The sequence below is a fragment of the Mesorhizobium sp. WSM4813 genome (assembly GCF_055811555.1).
The window spans coordinates 24,354-49,100 of the sequence record NZ_JBVVQU010000043.1 but is presented as its reverse complement, the minus strand read 5'-3'; the positions used below and the strand labels follow the sequence as shown (position 1 = coordinate 49,100).

The window sequence follows — 24,747 nt, the reverse complement described above, 5'->3', positions numbered from 1 at the left end:
TGCTAGACTACAATTGGTTCGGCGGCAGCTTCTTCGAGGCCAGTTGCCGCTTGGGCGGCAAGACCGCGGGCTGCTGCTTGTGAATCGTAGAATTCCTCAAGGGCATAGACCTTGCCCCATCGCAGGGTGAACACGTGAAGACCGCTGTTGACGTAGGACGCGTCGCCGTTGAGCAGCGTCGCGGTGCCGTCCCACTGGGCAAAGACGGTGGTATGCCACGGCCAGCCCTTCACCCAGACGTGGTTGACCGTAAGATGGAGATTGGGCAGGACGCGGCCGAGGCGCTCAAACCAGCGGCGCACGGCTTGCTTGTCGTGGCGCTCGCCACCAAGCGCATGAGTACCGGAAACGCGGTGATGGACATGCGGCACAAGTGCTTTCACCGCCTCATCCCAGCGATGTTTGTTGACGTGGTCGAAGCTCTCCCGGATCGATTTCTCGACAAAATAACTGTATAGCATTTGACCTCTCCTCCAAATTTTCGATGGCGTGTCGTTGGCACCCGTGCGCAGCCAAATTGGATTGCGTTCGCACTCTATATCTTTTATAGATGTCGAACGCAAGCTAATTTAGGAGATGACGATGCGTGTGAGTCGCGTTCAGGCCGCGGAAAACCGCGAAACCGTGATCAATGTGGCAAGCCGGCTTTTTCGGGAGCGCGGCTTTGATGGCATCGGCCTCAAGGACCTGATGGAGGCTGCCGGGCTGACCCAGGGCGCGTTTTACAAGCAGTTCGCATCCAAGGACGATCTGGCGGCGCAGGCGTCCAGGCGGGCGATGGAGAGCGCCACGCTGCGGTGGTCGGCCGCGACTGCGGCAAAATCCGAGGATCCGCTTGGCGCGGTGATCGCGTTCTACCTAAGTATGGACCATCGCGGAGAAAAGATGGACGGCTGCCCGATCGTGGCGCTCGGTTCGGATGCCGCCAGACAGGGCAGCGACGTGAAAGCGTCGTTCGAAGCCGGGATCAAGGAGCATCTCGAAATCCTCGGCCGTTTCATTGCCGAGGCCAATGGTGAGGAGTCCGATGGAAAGGCTATGGCCATTCTCTCGACGATGGTCGGTGCGCTGACCCTATCGCGCGTCGTCAACGACCCGGACCTCGCCCAGGCCTTTCTGGACGCGGCGACCGAACAGGTTCGCGAAGCAGCCGCCGCCTAGACGGCGTGTGCAACGCTGGCAGCGCACCCAAATTGATAGGAGAATAGATGCGACGGATTGTCGTTACAGGCATGGGAGCGATCACGCCGCTTGCTGCCGATGTCGAAGCGTCCTGGTCGCGGCTCCTGGCCGGTCGCTCAGGCATCCGCAGGCTTCCGGACGACGTGGTGGGAGAGCTGCCGGCGAAGGTTGGCGGCGTGGTTCCCTCGCTGGCAGAAGATCCGGACGCTGGCTTCGATCCGGATGCAGTGCTGGCTGCGAAGGACCAGCGCAAGGTAGACCGGTTCATCATCTTCGGGCTCGCCGCTGCACAAGAGGCCCTCGCGCAAGCAGGATGGGCGCCCGTCTCGGAAGCGGATCGCTTGCGCACGGCCACGATCATCGCTTCGGGCATCGGCGGCTTCCCCGCCATAACCGAGGCGGTGCGCACAGTCGACCGGCGCGGCGTCCGCCGCCTATCGCCGTTTACGGTGCCGTCCTTCCTGGTGAACCTCGCAGCAGGCCACATCTCGATCCGCCATGGCTTCAAGGGCCCACTCGGCGCACCGGTGACGGCGTGCGCGGCCGGCATCCAGGCGATCGGCGATGCGGCTCGCCTTATCCGCGCCAATGAAGCCGATATCGCCGTGTGCGGTGGAACCGAAGCCTGCATGAATATCGTCAGTCTCGGTGGGTTTGCCGCGGCTCGCTCTCTTTCCACCGGCTTCAATGAAACGCCGGCTCAAGCCTCGCGCCCCTTCGACATCTCGCGTGACGGCTTCGTCATGGGCGAAGGGGCCGGCATCCTGGTCATCGAGGAATTGAGCCACGCGCTTGCGCGCGGTGCGAAACCGCTCGCCGAGCTCGTCGGCTACGGCACGACAGCGGATGCTCATCACGTCACCTCCGGTCCCGAGGACGGCGACGGGGCGCGCCGGGCCATGGCGATCGCGATTGCCCAAGCCGGCATTTCGCCGCGTGAAGTTCGCCACCTCAATGCGCACGCGACCTCCACGCCGATCGGTGATCTCGGGGAAATCGCGGCGATCAAAACACTCTTCGGCGCAGATTCCGCCATCGCCGTCAGCGCAACGAAATCGGCGACCGGACACCTGCTCGGAGCCGCCGGCGGGCTTGGAGCCATCTTCGCAATCCTGGCGCTCAGGGATCAGGTGGCGCCGCCAACTCTCAATCTGGGCGCGCCGGATCCAGCCGGCGACGGCATCGACTTCGTCGCAAACCAGGCCCGCCCGATGGGAATGGACTACGTGATCTCCAATGGCTTCGGCTTTGGCGGAGTGAATGCCAGCGCGCTATTCCGGCGCTGGACGGACGAGCTCGCCGGTGCGAGCACCAGATGGGCCGGCGATTAATAACCCTGCCTCTGGCCGCCTGGCAGCCCGGTGCTTGCGGGCGGCCCCCCGGTTTGGATTGGCGCAGTGCAAACCTGAAGCGATTGTCCTGGAAAACGGCCGGCGGTCGTTGGCGTTAGATAAGCGACATGTTATGTTGCAGTGCGAAAGAGCGGGGGCCGCGTCTTTTTCCACCCGTAAGCGATCTGTATGTGCGACCCCTGCAGACTGGTCGGTATCACTGAAACCTCCCGGGCATGGGGTTCGGGATTCGATGGGGACAAGGGGTAATGCTTTACACGCTCGTTATGATGGTCTGCCTGACGGATGTGCCGCAGACCTGTGAACAACGCGAACAGATGGTGGACGGCCTGGCGATGAATCCCGGGACCGCCTTCATGCAGGCGCAGCCGCTGGTCGCCCAGTGGATCGAGACGCATCCCGGTTATTTCGTGCAGCGCTGGCGCGTGCTGCCCGGCCGGGGATCGTGAGATCCGCCGCGAAGAGCGATGAGGTTCTACTTCTTCGCGGCGAGCGTTTCCGAAACGGCCTTGGACAATTGATAAAGCCGCTGCTCGATGATCGTCGGCACTTCACAGACGTAAGTCAGTGATTGGACGCGTTCATTGAAAATTCGCGTTGCGAATTTCAGCTGTTCGGTTCGCCGTTCGATCTCGTCGGGATCTGCATCCGCCTTTGCCCGCAACGCATCGACGTCGGACGCTTCCTTGCGCAACGCGGCGGCCATTTCGAGCTGCTTGTGGGCGTAACGGGAAATGCCTGAGATCACGTGCGAACGCTCGGCGTCCATGTGATCGAACATGCCTTGCACCAGCATCGCCATCTTCGGCGCAAGCTGCTCGGCCGGCAGCGAGGCGGCGAAATCCTTGATCTTCTTTTGGGCTTCGGCAATCGGTATTCGCCGGGCTGCCACCTCCTCGACCAGAGCGGAGATACCGGGGTCTTTCGACAAATCCTTCGCCGCTGGCGGCAGCTCCGGCCCGTTCCAGATCTGGCCGAGCGAGAGTTGCGGCACCTTGCGCTGTATGCAAGGCCAGTCCGGATCGGTGTTCGCCGCCATGGCGTTCACGCCCGGCGCGAGCATGGCAACCATAGCCAGGCTGCGACCAAGGCTCATTCGTGCCATCAGGCATTTCCTCCTGTGTCCTGTTTGCGGGTCATCAGGCCGCGCGAAGGGTCGTAGGCGATGATTGCGGCGGCAAGGAACAGCAGCGTGCAACCGGCGACGACGCCCAGCGACAGCCAGTTAATCTGGCCATAAAAGGCGAAGCGGATCAGTTCGACCGCATAGGTGAACGGATTGGCGAGGCAGATTTTGTAAAGCAGCGGGCTCGCCTCCTGGATGCGCCACAACGGATAGAGCGCCGGAGAGGCGAAATAGCCGGGAAAGATGACGAAGTTCATGATGCCGGCGAAATTTTCGAGCTGCTTGATCATCGACGACAAAAGCATGCCGAGCGCGCAAAGCATCATGCCCGACAGGAACAGCGCCGGCAGCACCATGAGATAGCCGATCGGCGGCGCCTTGACGCCCCAGAACCAGGCAACGATCAGGAACGCGTAGACCTGCGCGATCGATACGGAGACGCCGGCGAGCATCTTCGACACCAGCAGGAACCAGCGCGGGAAGGGGCTGACCAGCAGGGTGCGCATGTTGCCCATCTCGCGGTCATAGACCATCGACAGCGAAGACTGCATGCCCGAGAACAGCAGGATCATGCCGCACAAGCCCGGCGTGATGTAGACCTCGTAGAGCACGTAGGTCTTGTAGGGCGGGATGATCGATACACCGAGCACCTGCCGGAATCCGGCGGCAAAAATGAACAGCCAGATGAGCGGCCGAACCAGCGAGGATATGAAGCGCTCGCGCTGGTGCAGGAAGCGCAGGCACTCCCGCAGGACGACGCCCTTGAGGCAGATGAGATAGTGGCGCAGGCCGAATTTTTCGAACTTCACCGGGATGATGCCGGCGACTTTCTCGGGCATTGCGGGAGCGCTCATGGCGATATCTCCGCAATGCCGGCGGTTTCGATGCGGCTGAGCCTCGAAAAGGCGTCGCGGATCGAACCGGCGCCGCTCGTCCTGACGACATCGGCAACCTTGCCCTTGGCGACCAGTTCGCCCTGCCGCAGCACGACGACATGGTCGCCGTCTTCAACCTCGTCGATCAGATGCGTCGCCCACAGCACGCCAATGCCCTCGGTTTCGACGAGCTTGCGGATGGTGGCGAGAATGCCTGCGCGCGACTGAATGTCGAGACCGACGGTCGCCTCGTCGAGCAGCAGCAGGGAAGGGCGGTGGAGCAGCGCCCTGGCGATCTCGATGCGTCGCATCTGGCCGCCGGAAAGACTGCGTGCCTTGTCATGCTGCCGGCCCTGCATGTCGACCGTGTCGAGCAGCGCGGCAATACGCTGCCGGGCCTCGCGTCCGCCGATGCCATGCAGCGACGCATGATAGGAGAGGTTCTGGTGGACGCTGAGATCGAGGTCGAGCGTGCGTGCCTGGAACACGATGCCGACACGCCTGAGCGCCTCGCCCGAAGCGCGGCTGACGTCATGGCCGAAGATGCGGATCGATCCGCGGCGCGTGTCGTAAAGATGGCTGATCAGCGAGAACAGAGTTGTCTTGCCGGCGCCGTTGAGGCCGAGGAGAACGGTGAAAGTCGCCGGCGCGATCGAGAATGAGACGTTGTTGAGCGCCCGCTTCGGACCATAAGAATGGCTGACGCCCGCGACGTCGAGCGCCGCTACCTCATCTCCTGGTCCGCTTGTCCTCACATGCTGCACGCCGGCTGGCTCCTTGTCGTCGACGATAGTCTAACGCACCTAGCGCACCAGGAGTCTAGCGCACCGGGCCCGATCGCGCAGGTCCTGCTTCCGGTCACCCTACTTGATCGTGATCGTGCCCTTCATGCCTCTGTCGGCGAGGTCGGGCACCGACCATGTGTAGATGCCGGGCCTCACGGTGGTGAATTGTACCTGGATGGTGCCGTCGGCGTCGAATTCGAGCCATGCGGGTGCGCCGTTCATGTGCACCTCGAGGTCGTTGATGACGATCTGGTTGTTCCACACATTGCGGAAGAGGTCGGTATGGAATTTGTACTCCAGCCCGCCCGCCGCGGTAATCTTCCAGCGATAGCCCTGGCCGGCGATCAGCTGGAAGTCCTTCTGGTTGGCGGTGAACTGGTCTTCCTTGCTGCCGAGGATAAGTTCCGGCACGTCCTTGCTGGCCCGGGTTGCCTTCTCGGCTTCGGGGCTGGCGTCAGTTTTGGTGGCCGCGCCGGCGGCTGCGTCGTCGTCATCGTCGTTGTCCTGCGCCCAGACTTGGCCCTGCGTGAGTGCCATGCCCACCAGCGCCGCGAAAGCGACTGCCCGAAATTTCCGCATGATTTCCTGCCTTCTGCTGTTTTTCTGCCTGTTTGATTCAATTGGGCGAGACGACGACGCCCCACGGCAGCGCGCCGACGGTCACCGACTGCACCGGCTCGTCGGTTTCCACGTCGATGAAGGTGATGTCGTTCGACACGCCGTTGGTCGAGATGATGGTCTTCTGGTCCGGGGTGAAGGCGAGCTGCCACACGCGTTGGCCGACCAGCACGTATTTCTCGACCTCATATGTCTGCGTATTGATCACCGCGACGCGGTTGGCCGGTCCGAGCGCGACATAGGCTTTCTTGCCGTCGGCGGTGATGCGCACACCGACCGGCTGGATGGATTCGGCCCTCAGGCCTGATATCTCGAAGGTGATCTTCTGGACAACTTCGCGCGTTTGATTGTCGATCACCGAAACCGTGCCACCGATCTCGGCACTCACCCAGGCCTGCTTGCCGTCGGGCGTGAACTCGACGAAGCGCGGACGCGCATCCACCAGCACGTTGTCGGTGATTTCGTGGGTCGTCGTATCGATGAAATGCGCCATGTTTGTCGTTTCCGACGTATTGACCATGGTCTTTCCGTCCGGGCTGACGCCCATGCCTTCCGGTTCGACCCCAACCGGGATCTCAGCCAGCACCTTCTTATTCTCGATGTCGATGACGGTGACGAGATTGTCGTCCTCATTGGCGACATAAAGCGTCTTGCCGTCAGGCGAGAGCACGAAGAGCTCCGGGTCAGGCCCGGAGGGCAAGGTATCGACGATCTCCAGCGACGCCGTGTCGATCACCTCGATCGAATCATCGTCGCTGGCGCAGAGATAAATGTGTTTGCCGTCATGCGAGATGGTGATGCCGCGCGGCCGCTGCCCGACATTTACGGTCTTCACCACCTGCATCGTCGTGGTGTCGACGACGGACATCGTGTTGTCCTTCTCGTTGGAAACATAAGCCATGTAGGCCGACGCCGGGCCGGCCATGAAGCCGGTCGCGAGAATGGCGAGTGCGCAAGCTCGTCTCTGCACTGAAATTCCTCCCAATTGGTTCTACTCAAGCACGCATTTTGTTTCCGGCTCATCGACCCCGAGCGTATCGAGCTCGGATACCTGGTGCAAAAAACCTTCCTGCGGCGATGTCGAGACGACTGACCTGGTGTCGCCGAGGAAGATCGGCTGCCTCAACTGCTGGTTCCACTTGCGGAAGGTCAGTTTCTGCCCTTTGAAGGCGGCGATCGAAAAATCGTCGGAGCGGATGAAGTCGGCCATCTTGCGCGGGTCGGCACCCGTGCGGGTCGCTGCCTCGCCGAGGATGCGCACCGCGGTCCACGCCGCCATGTCCTTCGACATCATGCGGCGGCCGTTTGCCTTGGCGAAGCGGTTCTGGATCTGGGTGCCGCCCCATTGCTCGCTGGCCGGATGCCAGGCCGACGGGGTGAGGCCGGCGGTGCCGGCGACCGGCCGGGGAGTCCAGGTGCGGAACGGAACATAGGTGCCGAACACCTCGCTTTCGTCGGCGACCAGCAACACATCGTGCTCCGGCAGATCCTGGGTGAAGACTGGCATCTGCCGCTGGATCTGGACGACGCCGGAATCGGTCCGCCGTGCCGTGCCGGTATCCTCGAACAGCTTTTCGCCGACGATCTCGCCGCCGAAGCGCGTCGCCGCCCGGCGCAGCGCCTCGGCAAAAAGCTGGTCGCGCTCGTGCGAGCCGTAGATCAGCACCCAGCGCCGCCATTGCTTCCAGATGAGATATTGCGCCAGCCCGTCGGCCAGCATGCTGCGCGTCGGGATGGTGTGGAAGACGTTGGCGCGGCACTGCTCCTCGCGAAGACTATCGTCGGAGGCGCCGGCATTGAAGATCAGAATGCCGTTGTCGCGGGCAAGATCGGCGATCGATAGCAATTGTTTGACCGAGAGGTCTGCGACCACGTAGCGGTCGCCTTTGGCGATCATGTCCTGGAAGGCTGCAACGACGTCCGCGTCCGGCTTTACCTCGGTCACGTCGAGGCTGAATTTCTGGCCGAGGAAGCTGCCGGTCGTGTTGTTGTCGGCAATCGCCACATTGCCGCCGGCAACGCCTTCATCGCGCGGCGGGACGTCGAGCACCGACAGGGCCAGCTGCGGCGCATAAGCGCGCAAATAGCCTATCTTGATTTCGGTTATCTTTTTTTCCGGCTTGGCCGTTGCGGTTGGCTGCTTGCCCGTCTCTTCCTGGGCTAGCGCGCCCGGAACGTTGACGGTCAGGGAAAAAAAGCACAAAAAGGCCGCGAGAGTGCCCGGCACCGCGCTCGTCATCGATAAAATTACCCGTTCTTGCGCTAAAGTCCGATTGTTGTCGGACCGGCGCGAAGTCAAGGTGCCCGTGATGAGCTTAGCTGACCGGCAAATTTTATCAAACCCTGAAAGTGGACGTCTCGCGTCTGCTTTAGTGCCATGCCTGCTCGCCGGAACGGCAACTGAGCGGATGTCGGTATTCGGGCCCGAGAACGTCCTGTCCCTCATGCCGAAGAAAGTCCTGCAATGACCAGAATGCTGGCCAGTGTCACCGGCGTCGACGAGGCGGAGATCGCGCTTTCAGGCGGCGTCGACATTGTCGACCTGAAGGATCCGAAGGCGGGGGCGCTGGGCGCGGTATCCACGCAAACCATCCACCGGACGATTTCATTCATCGCCGGCCGGGCGCCGGTCAGCGCGGTCTGCGGCGACCTGCCGATGGAACCCGAGACGATCCGCGCCAAGGCCGAAGAGATTGCTGCGACCGGCGTCGATTACGTCAAGATAGGCTTTTTTCCGTCGGCAAATGCGGCCGCTTGTGCGAAGGCGCTCGAGCCGCTCGCCGCGCGAACGAAGCTGATCGCGGTGCTTTTCGCCGATCTGGCGCCGGATTTCGAGCTTCTGCCGAAGTTTGCCAACCATCGCTTCCACGGCGCCATGGTCGACACTGCGAACAAGGCAAACGGGCGGCTGCTCGACCATCTGCCGCCCGAGCGTATCCCGGGGCTCATCGATCGAACGAAATCGCTCGGTCTCATGGTCGGCCTGAGCGGATCGCTGGAAGCCCCGGACATTCCGCGCCTGCTGCCCTTCGCTCCCGATTTTCTCGGCTTTCGCGGGGCGCTGTGCGGCGACTCCGGCCGCGTGGGTTCGATCAGTGCCGAGGCGGTTTCGCAGATCCGCGAGCTGGTCCCGGAAGCATCCCGGGCCGGCGGCGCGTCGAGCGTCGACTACCGCTTGCTGGCGGCGAGGGGCTATTCGCCGGGCACCGACCCGACACTGGGCACCGACAAGATATTCGTGCGGGACTTTGTCCTGCCGGTCCAGATCGGCGCTTACAGTTTCGAGCACGGCCATACACAGAAGGTGCGTTTCGACGTGACCGCCGACGTGCTGCAAGTCACTGACCATCCCGAAGACATGCGCCATGTGTTCTCCTACGACATCATCATGGATGGCATTCGCACCATCGTCGCGCGAGGCCACATCCAGCTTAGCGAGGCTTTGGCCGAGCAGGTGGCGACCTACATTCTGGAGAACCCGCGTGTCGTGCGCGTCACGGTAAGGGTGGAAAAACTCGAACTCGGCCCAGGCGGCGTCGGCGTCGAGATCGAACGCAAGCGCCAAGCGGCAGGCCGCGGCGTTGCCTCCGGCCCTGCCGGCCGAAAAGAGCAAAGCGCTGCTTCCCAGCCGCGACAGGAAAGGCCTGAGGTCGTGAGGCGAGCCGCGGTCAAGCCAGCCGTCGTCAAGCTTGGCGGCAGCACGGTCCATGCGGCGGAAATGGAAAGCTGGATCGCGGCGCTGGCGGGTTCCAAGCTGCCGATCGTCATCGTGCCCGGCGGCGGGCTGTTCGCCGACCAGGTGCGCGAGACGCAGTTCCGCATGGATTTTTCCGACACCGCTGCCCACGCCATGGCGATCCTCGCCATGGAGCAGTTCGCCCAGGTCATCCTCGACCGTGACGAAAGGCTGGCGCCGGCACGGTCGCTGGAAGAAATGCTGCGGACGTTGGACGCGGGGAAGGTGCCGGTGTGGCTGCCGTCGTCCTTGGCCCTGTCGGCGCCGGACATTCCGGCGTCCTGGGATATTACCTCCGATTCCCTTGCCGCCTGGCTTGCCCGCAAGCTCGGCTCGAATGCGCTGCTGCTGATCAAGCAGACCGGCGCCTTCCTCGGCAGCGACACGATCGACAGCCTGGCAGTCAGAGGCATCGTCGACGCCGGTTTCGCCGCCATGCTGCCCGACGGTGTCGATTTCCATCTCGCCGGTCCGAAAGATGCAGCCCAAGCCGGGGCGCTGCTGGCGTCGGGCAATCTGCCCGGCATCCGGATCGCGGCTCCGATCCGGTCGGCAAGAAAAGCAGGGTAGGCGATGGCGACGCTGCATACGCCGCGCTGGGCATGGGTTCTGACCGGTTCCGGTCATTTTTTTACGGAGAGCTTCGCACTCATTCACCAACTCGAACATTGCGATGTCTTCGTGTCGAAAGCCGCCAACGAAGTGCTGCGCATGTATAAGCTCAAGCTCGATTTTCCGGAGACGACGCGCGTGCTGCACGACAAGACGGCGAGCGCGATCCCGGTCGGCGAATTCTATCATGGTGTCTATCATACGGTCGTGGTGGCGCCGGCCAGTTCCAACACGGTCGCCAAATGCGTGCACGGCATTTCCGACACGCTCGCCACCAACGTCTTTGCCCAGGCGGGAAAATGCCGGGTGCCGGCCATCGTCTTTGCCTGCGACACCGCGCCGGAACTCGAAACCATGGCACCGCATGGGCTGGTCAAGGTCTATCCGCGCAGCATCGACCTGGAGAATACCAGACAATTGAAGAGTTTCGAGCGCACCGAGGTGGTCGAGTCGCTCGCCGAACTCGAAGCCTCGGTCAGACGGCGCCACGCCGAACTCGCAAGCCATGGCTGAGCGGCTGGCCTTTCTTACCGGCCATCTGGCCAAGGTCCGGCTGGAAAGGCTGCTGACTGGGCTGGGCGAAACCGAATTTGCGTGGGAGATCATCGACATCGGCGTCAAGGTCGCGGCGCTGATGAGCGAAGACATCATCAAGCGGCGGCTCACCCTGACAGGCGGCACCGACCGCGTCATCCTGCCCGGACGCTATCGCGGGGACATCGAGCATCTGTCGAACCATTTCGGCGTGCCTTTCGTGCGCGGTCCCGACGAGATCGCCGATCTGCCGGGCTTTCTCGGCCGGGCGGGCGAGCCGCCTGACCTTTCGCATCACGACATGCGCATCTTCGCCGAAATCGTCGATGCGCCGATGCTGTCGATCGAGGCGCTGGTGGCGAGGGCACGAAGGCTGGCCGCGGCCGGGGCCGATGTCATCGATCTCGGCTGCCTGCCGGAAACGCCGTTTCCATTGCTGGAACAGGCCGTGCTCGAGCTGAAAACACAGGGATTTCGGGTCAGCGTCGATTCCGCCAGCACGGACGAACTGTCGATCGGCGCACGCGCCGGAGCGGACTATCTGCTCAGCCTCGATGAGAACACGCTGCCATTGGCCTTCGACCACAAGGCTGTACCAGTGCTGATCCCGTCTACCCCAGGCGATTTGGATTCGCTCGGGCGGGCCATCGAAGCGGCGCAAAAGGCCGGCGTCGCTTTCATCGCCGATCCCGTGCTCGACCCGATCCATTTCGGCTTTGCGGCGTCACTTGCGCGCTTCATCGAGGCGAGGCGGCGCTGGCCCGAGGTCGAACTGCTGATGGGCACCGGCAATCTCACCGAATTGACCGACGCCGACAGTTCCGGTGTCACCGCGGTTCTGGCCGGGCTCTGCTCCGAACTTCAGATCAAAAACGTGCTTGCCGTGCATGTCAGCCCGCACACGCTGCGAACGATCGAGGAGCACGATATTGCCCGCCGCATCCTGTTTGCCGCGAAGAATGACGGTGCGCTGCCGCGGAGTTACCATCCAGGGCTGCTGCAGGTTCACGACCGCAAGCCGTTTACGGCCTCGACCGAGGATATCGCAGCACTCGCGGCCGAGGTGCGCGACACCAACTTCCGCATCATGACTGCCGAGGACGGCATCCATGTTTTCAACGGCAAGGGGCATGCGGTTGCCACGGATGCGTTTGAACTCTTTACCGGGCTTGGCGTTGAGGCGGATGGCGCACACGCGTTCTATCTCGGCGCGGAACTGATGAAGGCCGAGATCGCGTGGCGCCTCGGCAAGCGCTATGTGCAGGACGAGCCGCTCGCATGGGGCGTTGCCGCGCCGGCTCCCGAAACCGACCGCACCCGTCTTGCGGAAGCGGGCCACACGCTCCGCGCGAAGAAAGAGCGCTAAACCATGTCGTATATTCGCGAATCGATCATCACCACCGTCAACAAGGCCGGTGATCTCCACATCGCGCCGATCGGCATCATCGCCGAGAAGGACGGCTGGATCATTGCGCCGTTCCGGCCCTCGGTCACGCTCGACAATCTCGCCGAAGTGCCGTTCGCCATCGCCAATTACACCGATGACGTGCGTATCTTTGCCGGCTGCCTGACCGGGCGCAAGGATTGGCCAACGGTTGCGGTCGACGGGTTTCCGGTGCCGCGGCTCGAAGCGGCGCTCGCGCATTCGGTCCTCGAAGTCGAGAGTATCGATGACGACGCTATGCGGCCTCGCCATTTCTGTCGCGTGGTGCAGGAGGCAACGCATGCGCCGTTCACCGGCTTCAACCGCGCCAAGGCGGCGGTGTTGGAACTGGCCATCCTGGTCAGCCGGCTCGGCATGCTGCCGCGCGACAAGATCGAGGCGGAGATAGCATACCTTTCGATCGCCATCGAAAAGACCGCGGGCGAGGGCGAAAAGGAAGCCTGGGGCTGGCTGATGCAGCGCGTCGGCGATCACCTGTCGGGCAAGGATGCCAGCGGCGAGGATGCGCGGGGGTGAACCGGAGATGCTGAACCTGGATAAGCGTCCGGGCTGACGCGTTTTAGCGTGATACGCGGTGGCGGTGATCTCAAACGGCGGTGTTCGATCCTTTTGCAGGCATTGAGCCCGGTATGCACGATGACCGGAGTGGAGCCGGATTGCTGACTGTCGGTTTTCGGCACCAGCACCATGTAATCGCTAAGCGGCTGATCCGCTGATGGGTTTATGTCGGTCACAAGAACGACCGCGTCGTTCCTACGCGTTCATTGCGGCACCCACGGAAATCAGAAAACTCCGTCTTCTTGGTCGGTTGGTCTGATCTTGTTTGTGATGGGATCCCAGTAAGCCATCGACCAATCTTGACCAGTCTGCTGGATGGTCGTGCGGCACCATTCCCAAGACTCCTCGACCTGTTTCATAACTGTAGACGAGCATCTCGGAACCACCGAAAGGGAGCATTTGTGGACCAATTAATGTTCGTTCCAGGAGAGCACCGTTCTGCATCACGGAGACGATGCTTCCAGGCGCGTATACGATCAATTCGCCGTCTGGGGCTACCAGCGTGCGCTCTGGGCCAGCGGTCCCCTGTTGCAAGTCCAACGTCCAAGCTCGAAGTTTTTTCGTAAGCACCAGCGGTAAGGCCGCGGCGTCCCCGGCCAACTCGGCCGCATTGTGTAGCTTCATCAGATATTCGGGAAACGCATTATAGAGCGGCTCGGTGAGCCTCAGCCCGCCGTATATACTGTCATAAACTACAATCGTGTCGGTAGCGCGGCTCAGGGCGCCGTTCTGATAAATTGCGATGTGCGTCGCAGCATGATCGATGTCATTTTGGGAAACACTGCGTTCACGTTTGAGGAGATCGGCCAGGGCCGTCGCCACAAGCGCCCGATTTGTAGCTTGGACCGTGCCACTTCCGGCAAACCAATCTTCCGAGATTTTTAATACCACCCCCGTAGTGCGGAACTCCCGCTGTTTACGAGACATCTTAGGGTTGCTTTGCCGCAAGTCTCGATAGGCAAAAGTGTTAGGGCCAATACGATAACCCTCGACGGACTCGTTCACTTGTAGGAAGACCTCGGCAAGCAGTCCGCTCGCACTGCTCTGAATTCTTCCTCCGACGATTTCATCCGGGCCAAAACCTACGTTGACGGTCTTACGCAACATTGGCTTCGTGGGTGGCGCCTTTTTGGCCTCTTCTACACGGATGGAGCGGTCGAAACTGGTGCGCCACTCAAGCACTCGAAGGGGTTGGCGATAGTGCAGATAGGTGGCTCCTGGATAGGCTTCGCGGATCGCCTGATTTAATGCAATGTTGCCGACGTCATCCTCACCGCCTTTCGTCTTGATAACGTAATTGGGCTCGCCAACCTGCCGTAGCGGATAGTTCTGATGTGGATTGTCAGCTCCTAATTGAGCTATAAAATCAAACTCACGCGGCCGCCTAGCGCCAGGTTTTGCGAGATCGAACACGCCTCCAAAGCTGTCGGGCCACGATACGCCAGGCGGCGGCTCTTTGAGGTCGCTCCCGAGCCCTTCACTTTCATCCATCAAGCAGCGCGCCTGCGCAAATTGGATGAACCTGTTTGCAAGATACAAATGGGAAGGCTCAACTGACCCGGCGTAGTAGTCGGAAAAGCTGGAGCCAAAGCGCGTGAATGCGTGCCTCGGCGCGATCACGGCGAACACGCCCGGCGCCGCACGCCCAACGCGTCCAATTCTTTGTCGAAACGCCTTTTTTGACTGCGGCACGCCCACGTTGAGGCCTAGAAGGAAACTGGAGATGTCTATTCCCAGTTCCAGTGCTGGAGTAGACACGACACCCCTGAGCGACCCGGCCCGCAAACGTCGCTCGATGGATTGGCGATCCTTAGCCTCATATCCGCTCCGGTAGGGTAGTACGTCGTCTTCATCAACGGCCCTGGCCACCCGTTCGACCCCTTGGCGAGAGTCGTGAAAAGCTATGAAAGTGCCATCGTTTGACCTGCCCACTAGACGCGAGCAGACATCCACGATCATAGCCTCGGCGGCGGCCCCGCCATCTGGCCCTTCGATATGCAACAATCTCCGTCCGTGGCTGGGTGATCCATCATCTTCATCCCCCACGACCGCAAAGGGCCATCCAGTGAGGTTTTCGAGATGTTCGGCAGGGTCTGAAATTGTGGCGGTAGCGCCGATGACTTGAAATTTTCGGCTGACGTTTCGGTCCCGGCAGGCACGTCGACGCGCCGCAAGGACCCTGCGAAGGAGGTAGGCGACGTTGCTGCCAAAGACTGATTCGTAGGTATGAGCTTCGTCAAGGATCAGGAAGCGAAGACTACAAAGCATTTCGCGCACCATCGGTGTGGCGACCTGCCGCATGAGCCACGCCTGGATGATGTCGGGCGTTGCCAGGATTACCCTGGCCTTGCGAACCGCGTCAGCCCGGTCTTCAAAGTCAATTTGCCCGTGAAGCTCGGCAACGGTGTCTTTCGGTAGACCCAGATCATCCGAGAGCCGCCGCCAGCGCTGCGCCTGATCGGCCAGCAACGCCTTTAGAGGATAGAGCACAAGTGCGGTGCCCGAACCCGCCAACAATTCTTGTGCGACCGCCAATTGGAAAATGAGGGATTTCCCCGAGGCAGTGCTGGTAGCTACGGCGATGTTCTCGCCGTTTTCGAGCAACTGTAAGGCCATGCCTTGATGACGCCATATTGTACCATCCGGTGCCAACCCATTGCGAAGCCAGGGGCTCAGGGGACCATTAATGTAGGCGCCAGGAATGGGACCGCGCCGTTCGGCTCGCGGGGGGCTGGTCAGTTCTTCGACGATTGTCAGATCGGCTGCCGTCAACATCGCTCCAAACGCTTCGAGAAGGTTGGTCATGATTGAGGCGTCCAGCTCCGGGGCTTGCTTGTTTGCGAAGCGCGCGAGGGGCCAACGGAATATCCCTTGGCAGCTCGCTCCAAGCGGTGCCCTTCATTTCTAAGGTCTTGGAGGGTTTCACTCAAGGCACGAAGTTGGCCGGTGTCCAGTCGAAGAACCACGACCGTGCCAGACCAGGAAGCGGGGTGGAGTTGCTTCTCGGCACCCCTTATGTCGAGCACAACGTCGCCGCTCATCAATTGGAAAGTACCCCCGAGCCGACAGAGACCTTCAGTCATAAAGAGACCGTAACCGCTATTAGCCCAATCATCATGGTGGCGCGATTTACGCCACGCCTTTGACGACATCCCAGGTTGGATCGCCGTGGTTAGGGCGTCCCCATCGCTCTCAATCGATAGAGTGGGATTTTGCCGGAGGGATTGTGCTAAGCCTATACCCTGATCCGATACGACCATTTCGACCTCCTGCCGGCTTGGCCAGTACTGGGCTGCGAAGGTGTAGCTATGCGCCTCGCTGTGTTCGATGACGTTGCGGATGATCTCCCGGATAGTAAAAGCTAACGTGTCTTGCAGGGCACCACTGTCAGTACGGGTCAGTACTGCGGCCAACCGTTCCGCCTCGGTATGGATATGCTCGCCAACTGGGACCATTTTCTCCGCAGCAGCGCGACGGACCTCGCCTGTAAAACGTTCGGTCAGCGGCACATAGGTTTCGCTGCCAAGCGCGGCACCAAGTGGCGATCCGAAATTGAGGCCGAGATAGTCGAAAAACCCCATGTGGGCAGCGTAGCTTAGGTGCTTATAGTCGAGGGCGCGGCGCTTTACCTTAGGATGGTCAATCTTCAGCTGGCGCAAGGATCCGCCGATAATCGCAAGCCAAGCCGGCGAAGTGAACTTCACCTCACCGAAATCTAGCTGGATCTCTTCTTTCGGTTGGATCTTCCGCAGTTCTCGCGCAAAGAGCGCCATGCGTGAGACGTCGGTCCCGCTGGAACCTCAACTTTCATCATTCCTCCCCAAGCCTCGCCCGAAGCCTAAAGAAAAGGTTTGCCTATGTCGAGCCAAGCGTTGGAGCGCAAAAGGGCTTAGCAACGTAGGGCGTGCGTCCAGCCAAGAGGGTCGGCGCACGGACTTTTGTCAGATGGACTGCACATAATGCCGCGCCAAGCGCACCTTGAGAGCGTATGGGAGCGGCGCACGCCGAGGCCAAAGCCAGCTATCGATCACTTTGTCTGGAATTATTACAGTCGCGATTTACCACCTCCTCCGGATGTCGGCTTTGATGACGCGGTCGAACCGAGTTCTATGACCGACACCAGGCGCGAAGCGGACATGCGCCGAGCGGGTGCCGAACGTCAGCTTTCAACCCTGTTGCGACCCTGCGCGCGGTCCGATTTTGGATGCGCTGGTACGGGTTGAGATATTTCAAGCCGGGCCAATTCCAGGGCGGTATCTCATCTCCCCGATTGATCGGGTGGCCATGATAGAGCGCCTACAATTGCGATCCCGCCAACAGCGCCACCGCTGACGCAGGTGCCACGCTGCTGGCTTCGCCGCGAACGGCGTCATCCGCGGGGATGATCTCGGCGAAATCGACGAAGCGGCGTTCCATGCGTTCGGCCAATCGCCTGATCTGCCAGCGGCCGGTTCCGGCGCCGACGATCGGCGCATCCCGGGCAAGGGATCCGGCAACCAGGGACGCTGCGTCGTGGATCTTGCGCAACTGCTGTTCGCTGAACCAGCGCGCGACTTCACGCCATTCCGGCAGCGTCAGGTCGGCTGCGTCGCGCCCGATCATGCGCGCCAGTCGCGCTATCGAACCGTCGATCGTCTTTTCCTTGCCGTCGGCGGTGGCGTGCCTGTCGTCCTTCTCGTCGAGCACCCCCAGGATCCGGTGCGCGTCGGCGATCGAGGCGAAATACTCGTTCATCAGCGGTGTCAGCTTGCCGCGGACGGGGGCAGACGAGGCCACACCGAACAGGAACGTCCTGGTGAAGCCGGTATAAACCAGTTCGCCGCTCAGAAGCCGTCCGGCATCGGTGTAGCCGTCATTGGCGACGGCGCCATTCCTGACGGCGATAATGTCGGTGGTGGTGGAGCCCATATCGACGAACAGGGCATCGCCGGCGAGTTTTGCCACCAACGACGCTGTCGCATGCCAGTTGGCGGAGGCGACATCGGCGCTCAGCCGCGCTGCCTGCTCGACCCCGACAAAGCCGGACCGCCCGGCATAGATCAGTTTTTCGCCTGGGAAACGGGTTGAAATTTCATCCAGCAGAGCTGCGACGCCGGCATCGCGGGACGGAAAGATATCAGCCAGTTCGCCGGTCATGGTGAATGCGTTGAGATCGGCGCCCGCATAAATCGGAGCCGTTTCCTCGAATGCCGAGGTCAAATTGTCGAGCCCCAGCCAAAGCGGCGTGGCGATCGTTACTGCCTCGACGATGCGGCCGTCTTGCGCGCGCGTCACCTTCAGATGCGCGCCGCCAATATCGAAGCCGGCAACGATGCTCTTTCTTTTTTCCACACTTCAAGCTTTCATCACAGTTGGACAGGGCAGTTGGTCAGCGAGAAAAGCGTTGCGTATCATTCCGGTTCTCGACCTGAAAGGCGGCGAAGTGGTCCGCGCCCAACAAGGAAAACGCGATCGCTACAAGCCGATCGTCACGCCGCTCAGCCAAAGCTCCGATGTAATCGCGGTCACTGAGGGCCTGCGCGGACTTTACGCTTTTCCGACCTTCTATATCGCCGACCTGGATGCCATCGAAGGCGGAACGCCAAACAGCGGCGCGCTTGCCCGGTTGAAGGCGATGGCGGAGCCGCCGGAGCTTTGGGTCGATGCCGGCATCGCCGACGAGAAAACCCTTTCGGCAGCACTTGCCGAACCCTGGCTTTACCCGGTCCTGGGTTCCGAATCGCAGCAAGACGACGCGCTGTTTCGGCGTTTTCGCGATCATCCGGAGCTTATCCTGTCGCTGGATTTCTTCGACGACGGGTTTCGCGGCCCGGCATCATTTCTCGACGAGCCGGAGCTTTGGCCGCAAAAGGTGATCGTCATGACATTGGCCAAGGTCGGCTCCGCCTCCGGTCCCGACTTCACGCGGCTCGAGGCGATCAAGGCGAAGGCTGGAAGCCGCTCCGTGATCGCGGCCGGCGGGGTGCGCAACGAGGCTGACATTCGCGCCCTTTCGTCACTCGGTATCGCCGCGGCGCTGGTCGCGACCTCGCTGCATGACGGCACGCTCACGCCAGGGCACCTCGCAACGCTTGGTACCTGACGTTCGCGTAACCTCGAACTTCGGCCTCGGAAACTGGGCCTTGTAGAGCGGCGGGCTCTCAAGTCGATCGTCTCGGCGCTCTATCGCTTTGCTGGAACATCGGATTTCCCAAACCGGTCCACCCTCGGGCAGGCCCGAGGACAGTTTTTGTCCGATGCTCTAAAGGCCCAGAAACTTCTTCAGGCGGCGCAACAGACCATCCGGCTCCGCGGAGGGTTTTATCTGTGCGGGGCTGTCTCTTGTCTAAGCCGCGAACGGATGCTTCACCTGGTCCCGCTTATCCGTGGCTTCGGCGGCCGTCGGCGTTCCCGAGACGGCGCGTTGGATGGCTTCCTTTGTCGCTTCGTAATTGTACTTCTGGATCTTGGCGTCGTCTGCCGCATCCCAGTGGATGAAAACGCCGACGCAGATGAACAGATCGTCCGCCTCACTGGTGGGAATGATTCCCTCGGCGACGCTGTCCTGCACGGCCTTTGCAACCGCATGCTGGGCCGGACCGAACATCTGCACGGCCTGCTTGGCGCCCTTGATCGTGACCTTGTTGAACATCACGGTGTTGGGCTTGCACTGAAGATTGGGCGCGATCACCGCCAAAAGGGAGGTAAAGCCGTCCTTGTTGTTGGTAAGCGCGTTGCAAAATGCCGTTTCGACCGCGCTCCCCCGTGGGCCGATAAGCAGGTCGACATGCGCCACTTCGTTGCCGTCCCCTACCAGCGATTCACCGACCATTACTTTCGAGATTTTTGCCATGCCAATTTCCTCCAAGACACAGTTATGGTGTCCAAAGACGCCGCAAACCGAGCGAGCGCTCGATGGACAGCTATCCTTGTTGGCAGCGCCCGGACATCCGGACCGGTTGGCTGGATAGCCGCGGAAGCCCAGCTTCCGCTCTTGAAAGTCAACCACCAACGTTGGGATTATGCAAGCTGAACGCCGAGGGTGTGGACTAAAAGAGTAGCCACGGTCAGGTCGGCCGAGGTGCCGGGGTTGACGTTGTCGGCCTTCAGCCGGCGGTCCAGTTCCATGAGCAGACGAATGCGTGACGGCTCGTCATCGCTGGCATGCAGCGCCGCCTGAACGTCAAGGGCTTCTTGCCGCGCCTGATTTGCGGCTTCAGTTCCATGGTTGCGCACCACATGACTGTCGGGGAACCCTGCGAGAAACGCCATATAGGCGAATACTGTTGGCCACATGCCGCCTTCCCCGCGTGCCAACGCCGCTTCCAGAGCCGCGAGCCCGACGCCGAACACGTCGCCGAAACAGGTAGCATACTGGCGGGCGATCATGTCGCGGTCGGCCGCCTCCCGCATGGCTTCGAGCAGATGAACCTTCGGCTCCTGCCGCACATCGTTCGCGGCCTCTCCAAGCCCGCCCGGCGCGGCCGCGACGATCGCCGCGAACACCGCCCTGGTATCGTCCATGCTCATTTCGCGCAGCACCGCGTCGAGATTGTCGTGCAGCCAATTGTCGTGCAGCCAATTGTCATGGGGTCGGGCGCCCGCCATTTCGGCGGCGCATAGCAGAGGTCCTGCCAGAAGAATGATACCGAGATTGGTGTTGGTCGCGACCGCCAGACGTGTCGCGCGGACCGCTTCCAGCATACGCTGTCCGACCGGCAGGCGCGGATCGGTCAGCGGCCCGGACGAGACCTCTGCGCTCGTCATGAACTGGGCAGCGGACATGCCGTGCCCGTCGGCGAACAGATGGACGTTGCCCGGTTTCAACGCCTCGATCTCCATCCGGCAGGAATCCTTGTAGGCAGCCCGGAGGCGTTCTCGCGAGAGCGCCATGCTACCGGCCCGTCACGAATTCGCCGGCGCGGTGAGGCGGTAGGGGCGCGCCGCCGTCGCCTCGGTGCGATCAGCCAGGAATTTCAGCAGGGCGTCGGCAATCGCATCGGCGATGTTCACCGCGACGACCGATTGAAGTCCGGACCAGGCGGGCATGCTGTTGACCTCCAGCACGAACAGCTCGCCGTCGGCCGCCGGCACGATGTCGACGCCGGCGAAATCGGCGCCGATAGCTGCGGCGGCGGCCCGTGCCAGCGTCGCCAATTCGGTTTCGCCGTGCAGCGAAACCTGCCCCGAAACCAGCTCGGGCACCGCCCCGCGATTGACGTTGGTGATCCAGTCGTCGCCACGCCGGCTCATCATCGCCAGGACTTCGCCGGCGCAGACGAAAACGCGAAAATCGCGGTAAGGGGGGCCGGGACGCGGCACGTAATGCTGGAGATAGTAGACGCAGTTCACCTCTTCCTCGGCGGGGAGATCGGACAGTGTTTCGATCAGCCTGATGCCGCGGCCTTGTGCGCCGAAAAGCGGCTTCATCACCAGCGGCGCGAACGGCAGTTCGCGTTCGGCGATCGCTTCGGCCATGGCACGTCCCTCGACCGCGAATGTCTGCGGCGTCGGCAGGCCGGCATTCTTCAGGAGGAAGGTCGTCATCGACTTGTCGACGCAGCGTTCTATTGCCTGTGCGGAATTCCACACCGGAATGGAAAGCCTGCCGAATGCGTGCAGCACGCCGAGACGCCGGGTGACCGCTTCGAACGATCCGGCGGCGATCGAACGGACAAGCACGGCGTCGGGCAGCGCGCCGTCGAAGCCGGGTATCGACAGTCCGCTCGGGCTGCCGGTGTCGAACGCGATCGCCGCCAGCGGCACGGTTGCGACCACGGCGCCGCGCCGGTCCAGCCTTGCCGCCAGGCCCTTGGAGCGGGCGTCCGAGACGTCGCTGACGATCAGGATGCGAGGGATCATGTCACGCCTTGGATACGGTATACCGAGAGCCGGAACGAGCGGCCCGGCAGGCGGATGACAGACTAATCCAGTGCCCCGCCATGGCCTAACCGAGGCTCCGTTCGAGCATCTGCAGATCACGTTCGCCGGCGCGAAACGTATCGCCGGTGTCGATCGCCGTAACGATCACTTCGGCCGGGCTGAACAGCAGCGGATCGATGGCATAGAAATCACCCTTGAACCGCTTGAAGACCTCGGCGAAGGGGTGGCCGTGGTCCCGCGAGGCGCGGCTCGGCAGTTGCTCCGCGAGATCCCTGGCGTCTTTCGCCGAGCCCTTTACGAAGAGCTGGACGCTGCCGCCATAGATGATGGCGTCGTTGGTTCTGCCCATGGCGGTCAGGAAATCCGGGTGAGGGGCGGGGATAGGCGCCGTGCCGATGCCGTCGACCACGTTCTCCAGCGGAAATTTGAGATCGTTGGCCTTGTGCAAGGCAACCTCTAGCGCGCGCGCAACGATCTGCACGCTGCCGGCAAGGCTTTGTGTCGGCGCATAGAGGAAGGTGAGCTTTTCGGTTGCCAGTCCGGTCGCCTTGCCGACCTTCTCGACGATCGCTCGGGGCGGCGGTTCCGCGGTCTCCAGGATCAGCACGGCGGATGACGCGGTGTCGCGATAGGAAAGGGCTTCGAACAGCGGTTCGACGCGGGCGAGCGCCCGCGCCGGTCCCGATCCCATGGCAAAATAACCCTGGCCCGATAGGTTCCAGCCCGCATACTGGCTGCCCAGGCAGGCAAGCACCGGCTGCGAAGACCGCACCTCGACGGTGAACGGCCATTTCTGCGACGCGCGGTCCATGCAGACCGAAATGCTACCGAGACCGCCCATTGCGGCTTCCGCCATGCGCAGCCCGGCCTCGACGCCGCCGGCGGCCTTGGCGCCGGCATCGATCAGGCACTCGCCCAATGGCCCGGTGGAAACGGCGATCCGAAGGCGTTCGGCGTTGCCGATCATGCCGTCGATGATGCGCTGCGCATTGTCGTTCAGGAATGCCGAACCGTCTTTCATGTCCGGTCTCCTTCCCATTGGTGTTGCAATCGGCTGGCTTGTCCCTTGATGAGCCGCCTGGTCAAATCGGCGCTCGGACCGCGCGCGAAGATGGTGCAGACAGGATCGCCGGCGATCAGACGGGTGCCGGGCGACTGATGGTCGGCAGTCCATTCAGGCCAGGCAACCGATGGAAACTGGGCGATCGGCGTCGCGGCGTACGTCACCATCGACGCCATCGAATCGACGAAGCGCGGCAAGTGGTAGGCCCTGCCTGCCGCTGCGCGCAGATGCGCTTCGATCAGTGGCGCGTCGGCATCGTCGAAAATGTCGAGGGTAGCGCCTGGCCTCGGATTGATCTCGATGAGCTTGTAGCCATCTGGTCCGCGAATGAGATCGGCGCTGCACAATCCAGCCAGGCCGGCGCGGCGCACCAGACCTGAAAGCCAGCCGCGGATCATCGCCGCCTGCCTGCGATCGAAGCGTCTCAACCGCACGGCGCCGCCATAGCGATAGGGCGCTGCCGGGGCAGGCGACGCCCATTGTTGGCTGAAGCCGACGATATCAGCGGTTTGGCCGTTGGCGACGAACAGGGCCGAGATGCTGCGGCCGGCAACGAAACGCTGGAAATAGCGGCCGCCAGGAGCCTGACTCTGTAAAACCGGGGTTTCTCCGGCGGCCTGTCTGATATGCGTGCCGCCAGCGCCGCCCGCGGTCTTGATCACCCAGTTCTGCGGATCGGGCGGCCGGTCCCATCGGAATTCCGGATGCGGAATGCCGAGCTCGGCGCAATCGGCGGCCAGCAATTGCGGGTCCTTGATCCTGCGGATCGCGGCGCCGCTATTGCCAGCAAGCGGAAAATGGCGCGCGACTTCGTCTACGGTCTGCGTCATCCGCTCGAAGCCCGAGCCCAGGACAATGGCGACCGGCCGGTCGTCTCCAGCCAATTGCCGAAGCGTCTCGATGATGCGCTCGCCGTCGATGCCACCTTGCAGGTCGCCCGGCAGCACGGTCGCGCGTTCGGCGAGCGCGACCGTGTCCGTGTCGCAAAAGAAATCGGCGACCAGCGGACGATAGCCGGCGCGGCGCGCGGCGGCAGCCAGCGCCCGGCCTGAAATCGCCGCGATCAGGAGAGATCCGGCGTTATTTGGCGATTTCGCGTGCAAGGGAAAATGCTTCCTGGAAATCGAGCGTGATGGTTTTTTCGGCTTCGATCATTCTTTTGAAGAGGCCGAATTCGACCTTGTATTTCACGTTGCCGATGGCAAGCGGACCAATGCCGACAGCTTTTGCCGCTTCGAGCGGATCGCCATTGGCATTGACGGCCACGCCTTCGATGCCGGCCGGTGGGACCGCATTGACGTCGGCGGCGATAAGCAGACCATCGCCTTTCAACTGGGCTTTCGAGACCACCTGGACACCGGCCTTGGCGCAAGCCAGGATCACCTCGCTCGCCTCGACCAGCTTCGTCTTGCGGGCGTCGCTCGATCCGTCAGCCGCATCTACGGCGATCTTGAATCGGCTTTTGATCTCGGCCGCGATCTGCTCGACCCTTTCGATGCCGTCGTGACCGACAAGCGTGACCCGGGCGCCTTCCCTGGCCGCAATGACGGCCGTGCAGAAGCCGACGACGCCGGTGGCGCCGAAAACAGCGATCCTCGTGTCCCTCAGCCCGCGCTCGAATTTCTTCTCGAGCGCTTTTTCGACCTTGGCCACCATCGCCGCGGCCGTGGTGAACGAGCCGGCCGGATCGGCGAATACCGAAACCTGGAAAGGCGGCACCATCGCCTTTCGCGCTGCGTCGAACATGTCGAGCGCCAGCGAGGCATCCTTGCCGGCGATGAAGATGCCGGTATCGACGCCCGCATCGGGCGGGCGCGAGAAGATCGCGTCCTGCACGAGGCCTGTGACCTCTCCCAGGCTTACATCGACATAGGGGACGACGGCGTCGAAGCCTGCATCGAGCGCCATGTTCACGTCGAAAGGGCTCATATGCTTCAATGGCGTCAGCATGTGCAGGATTTGTTTGCGGGCCATTTCTCGCCTTTCTTCTGGAACCTGAT

24 protein-coding genes are annotated in these 24,747 nt (G+C 62.0%); 8 read left to right on the top strand and 16 right to left on the bottom strand.

Translation table 11 applies throughout. From position 1 onward, the window contains the following. Nucleotides 1-2: 2 nt before the first annotated feature. The gene (locus AC0L25_RS22920; protein ID WP_473597602.1) at nucleotides 3-461 is read right to left on the bottom strand and encodes a nuclear transport factor 2 family protein; all 459 of its coding nucleotides are present in this window, start codon (nucleotides 459-461) and stop codon (nucleotides 3-5) included. A 121-nt stretch (nucleotides 462-582) separates the two neighbouring features. Here AC0L25_RS22920 and AC0L25_RS22915 point away from each other — a divergent pair, with 121 nt between their 5' ends. From AC0L25_RS22915 to AC0L25_RS22905, 3 genes are all read left to right on the top strand, one after another. Continuing rightward, nucleotides 583-1,161, top strand: a complete 579-nt coding sequence (locus tag AC0L25_RS22915; RefSeq protein ID WP_473597601.1) for a TetR/AcrR family transcriptional regulator — start codon at nucleotides 583-585, stop codon at nucleotides 1,159-1,161. A gap of 47 nt (nucleotides 1,162-1,208) precedes the next feature. Then, nucleotides 1,209-2,513, top strand: a complete 1,305-nt coding sequence (fabF, locus tag AC0L25_RS22910) for a beta-ketoacyl-ACP synthase II (RefSeq protein ID WP_473597600.1) — start codon at nucleotides 1,209-1,211, stop codon at nucleotides 2,511-2,513. Nucleotides 2,514-2,782: 269 nt separating this feature from the next. After that, nucleotides 2,783-2,983 (top strand): hypothetical protein, encoded by a 201-nt coding sequence (locus AC0L25_RS22905; protein ID WP_095518885.1) that lies wholly within the window; start codon nucleotides 2,783-2,785, stop codon nucleotides 2,981-2,983. Nucleotides 2,984-3,009: 26 nt separating this feature from the next. On the opposite strand, the gene AC0L25_RS22900 is transcribed toward AC0L25_RS22905, so the two are convergent. The 6 genes from AC0L25_RS22900 to AC0L25_RS22875 form a co-directional block, all read right to left on the bottom strand. Further along, on the bottom strand, nucleotides 3,010-3,639 hold the full coding sequence (locus AC0L25_RS22900) for a hypothetical protein (protein ID WP_473597599.1): 630 nt from the start codon (nucleotides 3,637-3,639) through the stop codon (nucleotides 3,010-3,012). Then, on the bottom strand, nucleotides 3,639-4,499 hold the full coding sequence (locus AC0L25_RS22895; RefSeq protein ID WP_456008565.1) for an ABC transporter permease: 861 nt from the start codon (nucleotides 4,497-4,499) through the stop codon (nucleotides 3,639-3,641). Before AC0L25_RS22895 ends, AC0L25_RS22900 begins: the two co-directional genes overlap by 1 nt. Nucleotides 4,500-4,510: 11 nt before the next feature. Next, on the bottom strand, nucleotides 4,511-5,299 hold the full coding sequence (locus AC0L25_RS22890; protein ID WP_473597598.1) for an ATP-binding cassette domain-containing protein: 789 nt from the start codon (nucleotides 5,297-5,299) through the stop codon (nucleotides 4,511-4,513). Nucleotides 5,300-5,398: 99 nt separating this feature from the next. Continuing rightward, entirely contained in the window at nucleotides 5,399-5,899 is a 501-nt protein-coding gene (locus AC0L25_RS22885; RefSeq protein ID WP_192359671.1) for a cupredoxin domain-containing protein, read from the bottom strand. A 37-nt stretch (nucleotides 5,900-5,936) separates the two neighbouring features. Then, nucleotides 5,937-6,863 (bottom strand): YVTN family beta-propeller repeat protein, encoded by a 927-nt coding sequence (locus AC0L25_RS22880; protein ID WP_473597612.1) that lies wholly within the window; start codon nucleotides 6,861-6,863, stop codon nucleotides 5,937-5,939. A gap of 66 nt (nucleotides 6,864-6,929) precedes the next feature. After that, complete coding sequence (locus AC0L25_RS22875) at nucleotides 6,930-8,177, bottom strand: ABC transporter substrate-binding protein (RefSeq protein ID WP_473597597.1); 1,248 nt, start codon at nucleotides 8,175-8,177, stop codon at nucleotides 6,930-6,932. Between the two features lie 225 nt (nucleotides 8,178-8,402). Here AC0L25_RS22875 and AC0L25_RS22870 point away from each other — a divergent pair, with 225 nt between their 5' ends. From AC0L25_RS22870 to AC0L25_RS22855, 4 genes are read left to right on the top strand one after another with little or no spacing between them, the layout of a single operon-like run. Next, nucleotides 8,403-10,244 (top strand): (5-formylfuran-3-yl)methyl phosphate synthase, encoded by a 1,842-nt coding sequence (locus tag AC0L25_RS22870; protein ID WP_473597596.1) that lies wholly within the window; start codon nucleotides 8,403-8,405, stop codon nucleotides 10,242-10,244. Between the two features lie 3 nt (nucleotides 10,245-10,247). Next, the gene (locus AC0L25_RS22865; protein WP_473597595.1) at nucleotides 10,248-10,799 is read left to right on the top strand and encodes a flavoprotein; all 552 of its coding nucleotides are present in this window, start codon (nucleotides 10,248-10,250) and stop codon (nucleotides 10,797-10,799) included. Next, the gene (locus AC0L25_RS22860; RefSeq protein WP_473597594.1) at nucleotides 10,792-12,186 is read left to right on the top strand and encodes a DUF6513 domain-containing protein; all 1,395 of its coding nucleotides are present in this window, start codon (nucleotides 10,792-10,794) and stop codon (nucleotides 12,184-12,186) included. The genes AC0L25_RS22865 and AC0L25_RS22860 overlap by 8 nt, the downstream gene beginning before the upstream one ends. A gap of 3 nt (nucleotides 12,187-12,189) precedes the next feature. Continuing rightward, nucleotides 12,190-12,780, top strand: a complete 591-nt coding sequence (locus tag AC0L25_RS22855; protein ID WP_473597593.1) for a DUF447 domain-containing protein — start codon at nucleotides 12,190-12,192, stop codon at nucleotides 12,778-12,780. A gap of 237 nt (nucleotides 12,781-13,017) precedes the next feature. Here AC0L25_RS22855 and AC0L25_RS22850 read toward each other — a convergent pair whose 3' ends face one another. The 3 genes from AC0L25_RS22850 to AC0L25_RS22840 all read right to left on the bottom strand — a co-directional run bounded on the left by AC0L25_RS22850 (nucleotide 13,018) and on the right by AC0L25_RS22840 (nucleotide 18,153). Beyond that, on the bottom strand, nucleotides 13,018-15,627 hold the full coding sequence (locus AC0L25_RS22850) for a DEAD/DEAH box helicase (protein ID WP_473597592.1): 2,610 nt from the start codon (nucleotides 15,625-15,627) through the stop codon (nucleotides 13,018-13,020). Next, nucleotides 15,624-16,595 carry a hypothetical protein gene (locus tag AC0L25_RS22845; protein ID WP_473597591.1) on the bottom strand — a complete coding sequence of 324 codons (972 nt, stop codon included), beginning with the start codon at nucleotides 16,593-16,595 and terminating at the stop codon, nucleotides 15,624-15,626. Before AC0L25_RS22845 ends, AC0L25_RS22850 begins: the two co-directional genes overlap by 4 nt. Nucleotides 16,596-17,118: 523 nt before the next feature. After that, nucleotides 17,119-18,153: a hydantoinase/oxoprolinase family protein gene (locus AC0L25_RS22840; RefSeq protein WP_473597590.1), complete on the bottom strand. Its 1,035-nt coding sequence runs from the start codon at nucleotides 18,151-18,153 to the stop codon at nucleotides 17,119-17,121. A 52-nt stretch (nucleotides 18,154-18,205) separates the two neighbouring features. Here AC0L25_RS22840 and AC0L25_RS22835 point away from each other — a divergent pair, with 52 nt between their 5' ends. After that, nucleotides 18,206-18,904, top strand: coding sequence for a HisA/HisF-related TIM barrel protein (locus AC0L25_RS22835; RefSeq protein ID WP_473597589.1), 699 nt, complete (start codon nucleotides 18,206-18,208; stop codon nucleotides 18,902-18,904). A gap of 243 nt (nucleotides 18,905-19,147) precedes the next feature. Here the strand turns inward: AC0L25_RS22835 and fae are convergent, their stop codons facing one another. The 6 genes from fae to AC0L25_RS22805 form a co-directional block, all read right to left on the bottom strand. Beyond that, nucleotides 19,148-19,654 carry a formaldehyde-activating enzyme gene (fae, locus tag AC0L25_RS22830; protein ID WP_473597588.1) on the bottom strand — a complete coding sequence of 169 codons (507 nt, stop codon included), beginning with the start codon at nucleotides 19,652-19,654 and terminating at the stop codon, nucleotides 19,148-19,150. Between the two features lie 167 nt (nucleotides 19,655-19,821). Next, a complete protein-coding gene (locus AC0L25_RS22825) occupies nucleotides 19,822-20,643 on the bottom strand; it encodes a triphosphoribosyl-dephospho-CoA synthase (protein ID WP_473597587.1) in 822 nt (273 codons plus the stop codon). A 63-nt stretch (nucleotides 20,644-20,706) separates the two neighbouring features. Beyond that, entirely contained in the window at nucleotides 20,707-21,663 is a 957-nt protein-coding gene (locus AC0L25_RS22820) for an ATP-grasp domain-containing protein (RefSeq protein ID WP_473597586.1), read from the bottom strand. 85 nt (nucleotides 21,664-21,748) lie between these two features. Continuing rightward, the gene (gene mch, locus AC0L25_RS22815) at nucleotides 21,749-22,705 is read right to left on the bottom strand and encodes a methenyltetrahydromethanopterin cyclohydrolase (protein WP_473597585.1); all 957 of its coding nucleotides are present in this window, start codon (nucleotides 22,703-22,705) and stop codon (nucleotides 21,749-21,751) included. Continuing rightward, nucleotides 22,702-23,850, bottom strand: coding sequence for an ATP-grasp domain-containing protein (locus AC0L25_RS22810; RefSeq protein WP_473597584.1), 1,149 nt, complete (start codon nucleotides 23,848-23,850; stop codon nucleotides 22,702-22,704). The genes mch and AC0L25_RS22810 overlap by 4 nt, the downstream gene beginning before the upstream one ends. Then, complete coding sequence (locus AC0L25_RS22805) at nucleotides 23,828-24,721, bottom strand: NAD(P)-dependent methylenetetrahydromethanopterin dehydrogenase (RefSeq protein WP_473597583.1); 894 nt, start codon at nucleotides 24,719-24,721, stop codon at nucleotides 23,828-23,830. The genes AC0L25_RS22810 and AC0L25_RS22805 overlap by 23 nt, the downstream gene beginning before the upstream one ends. Between the last annotated feature and the right edge of the window lie 26 nt (nucleotides 24,722-24,747).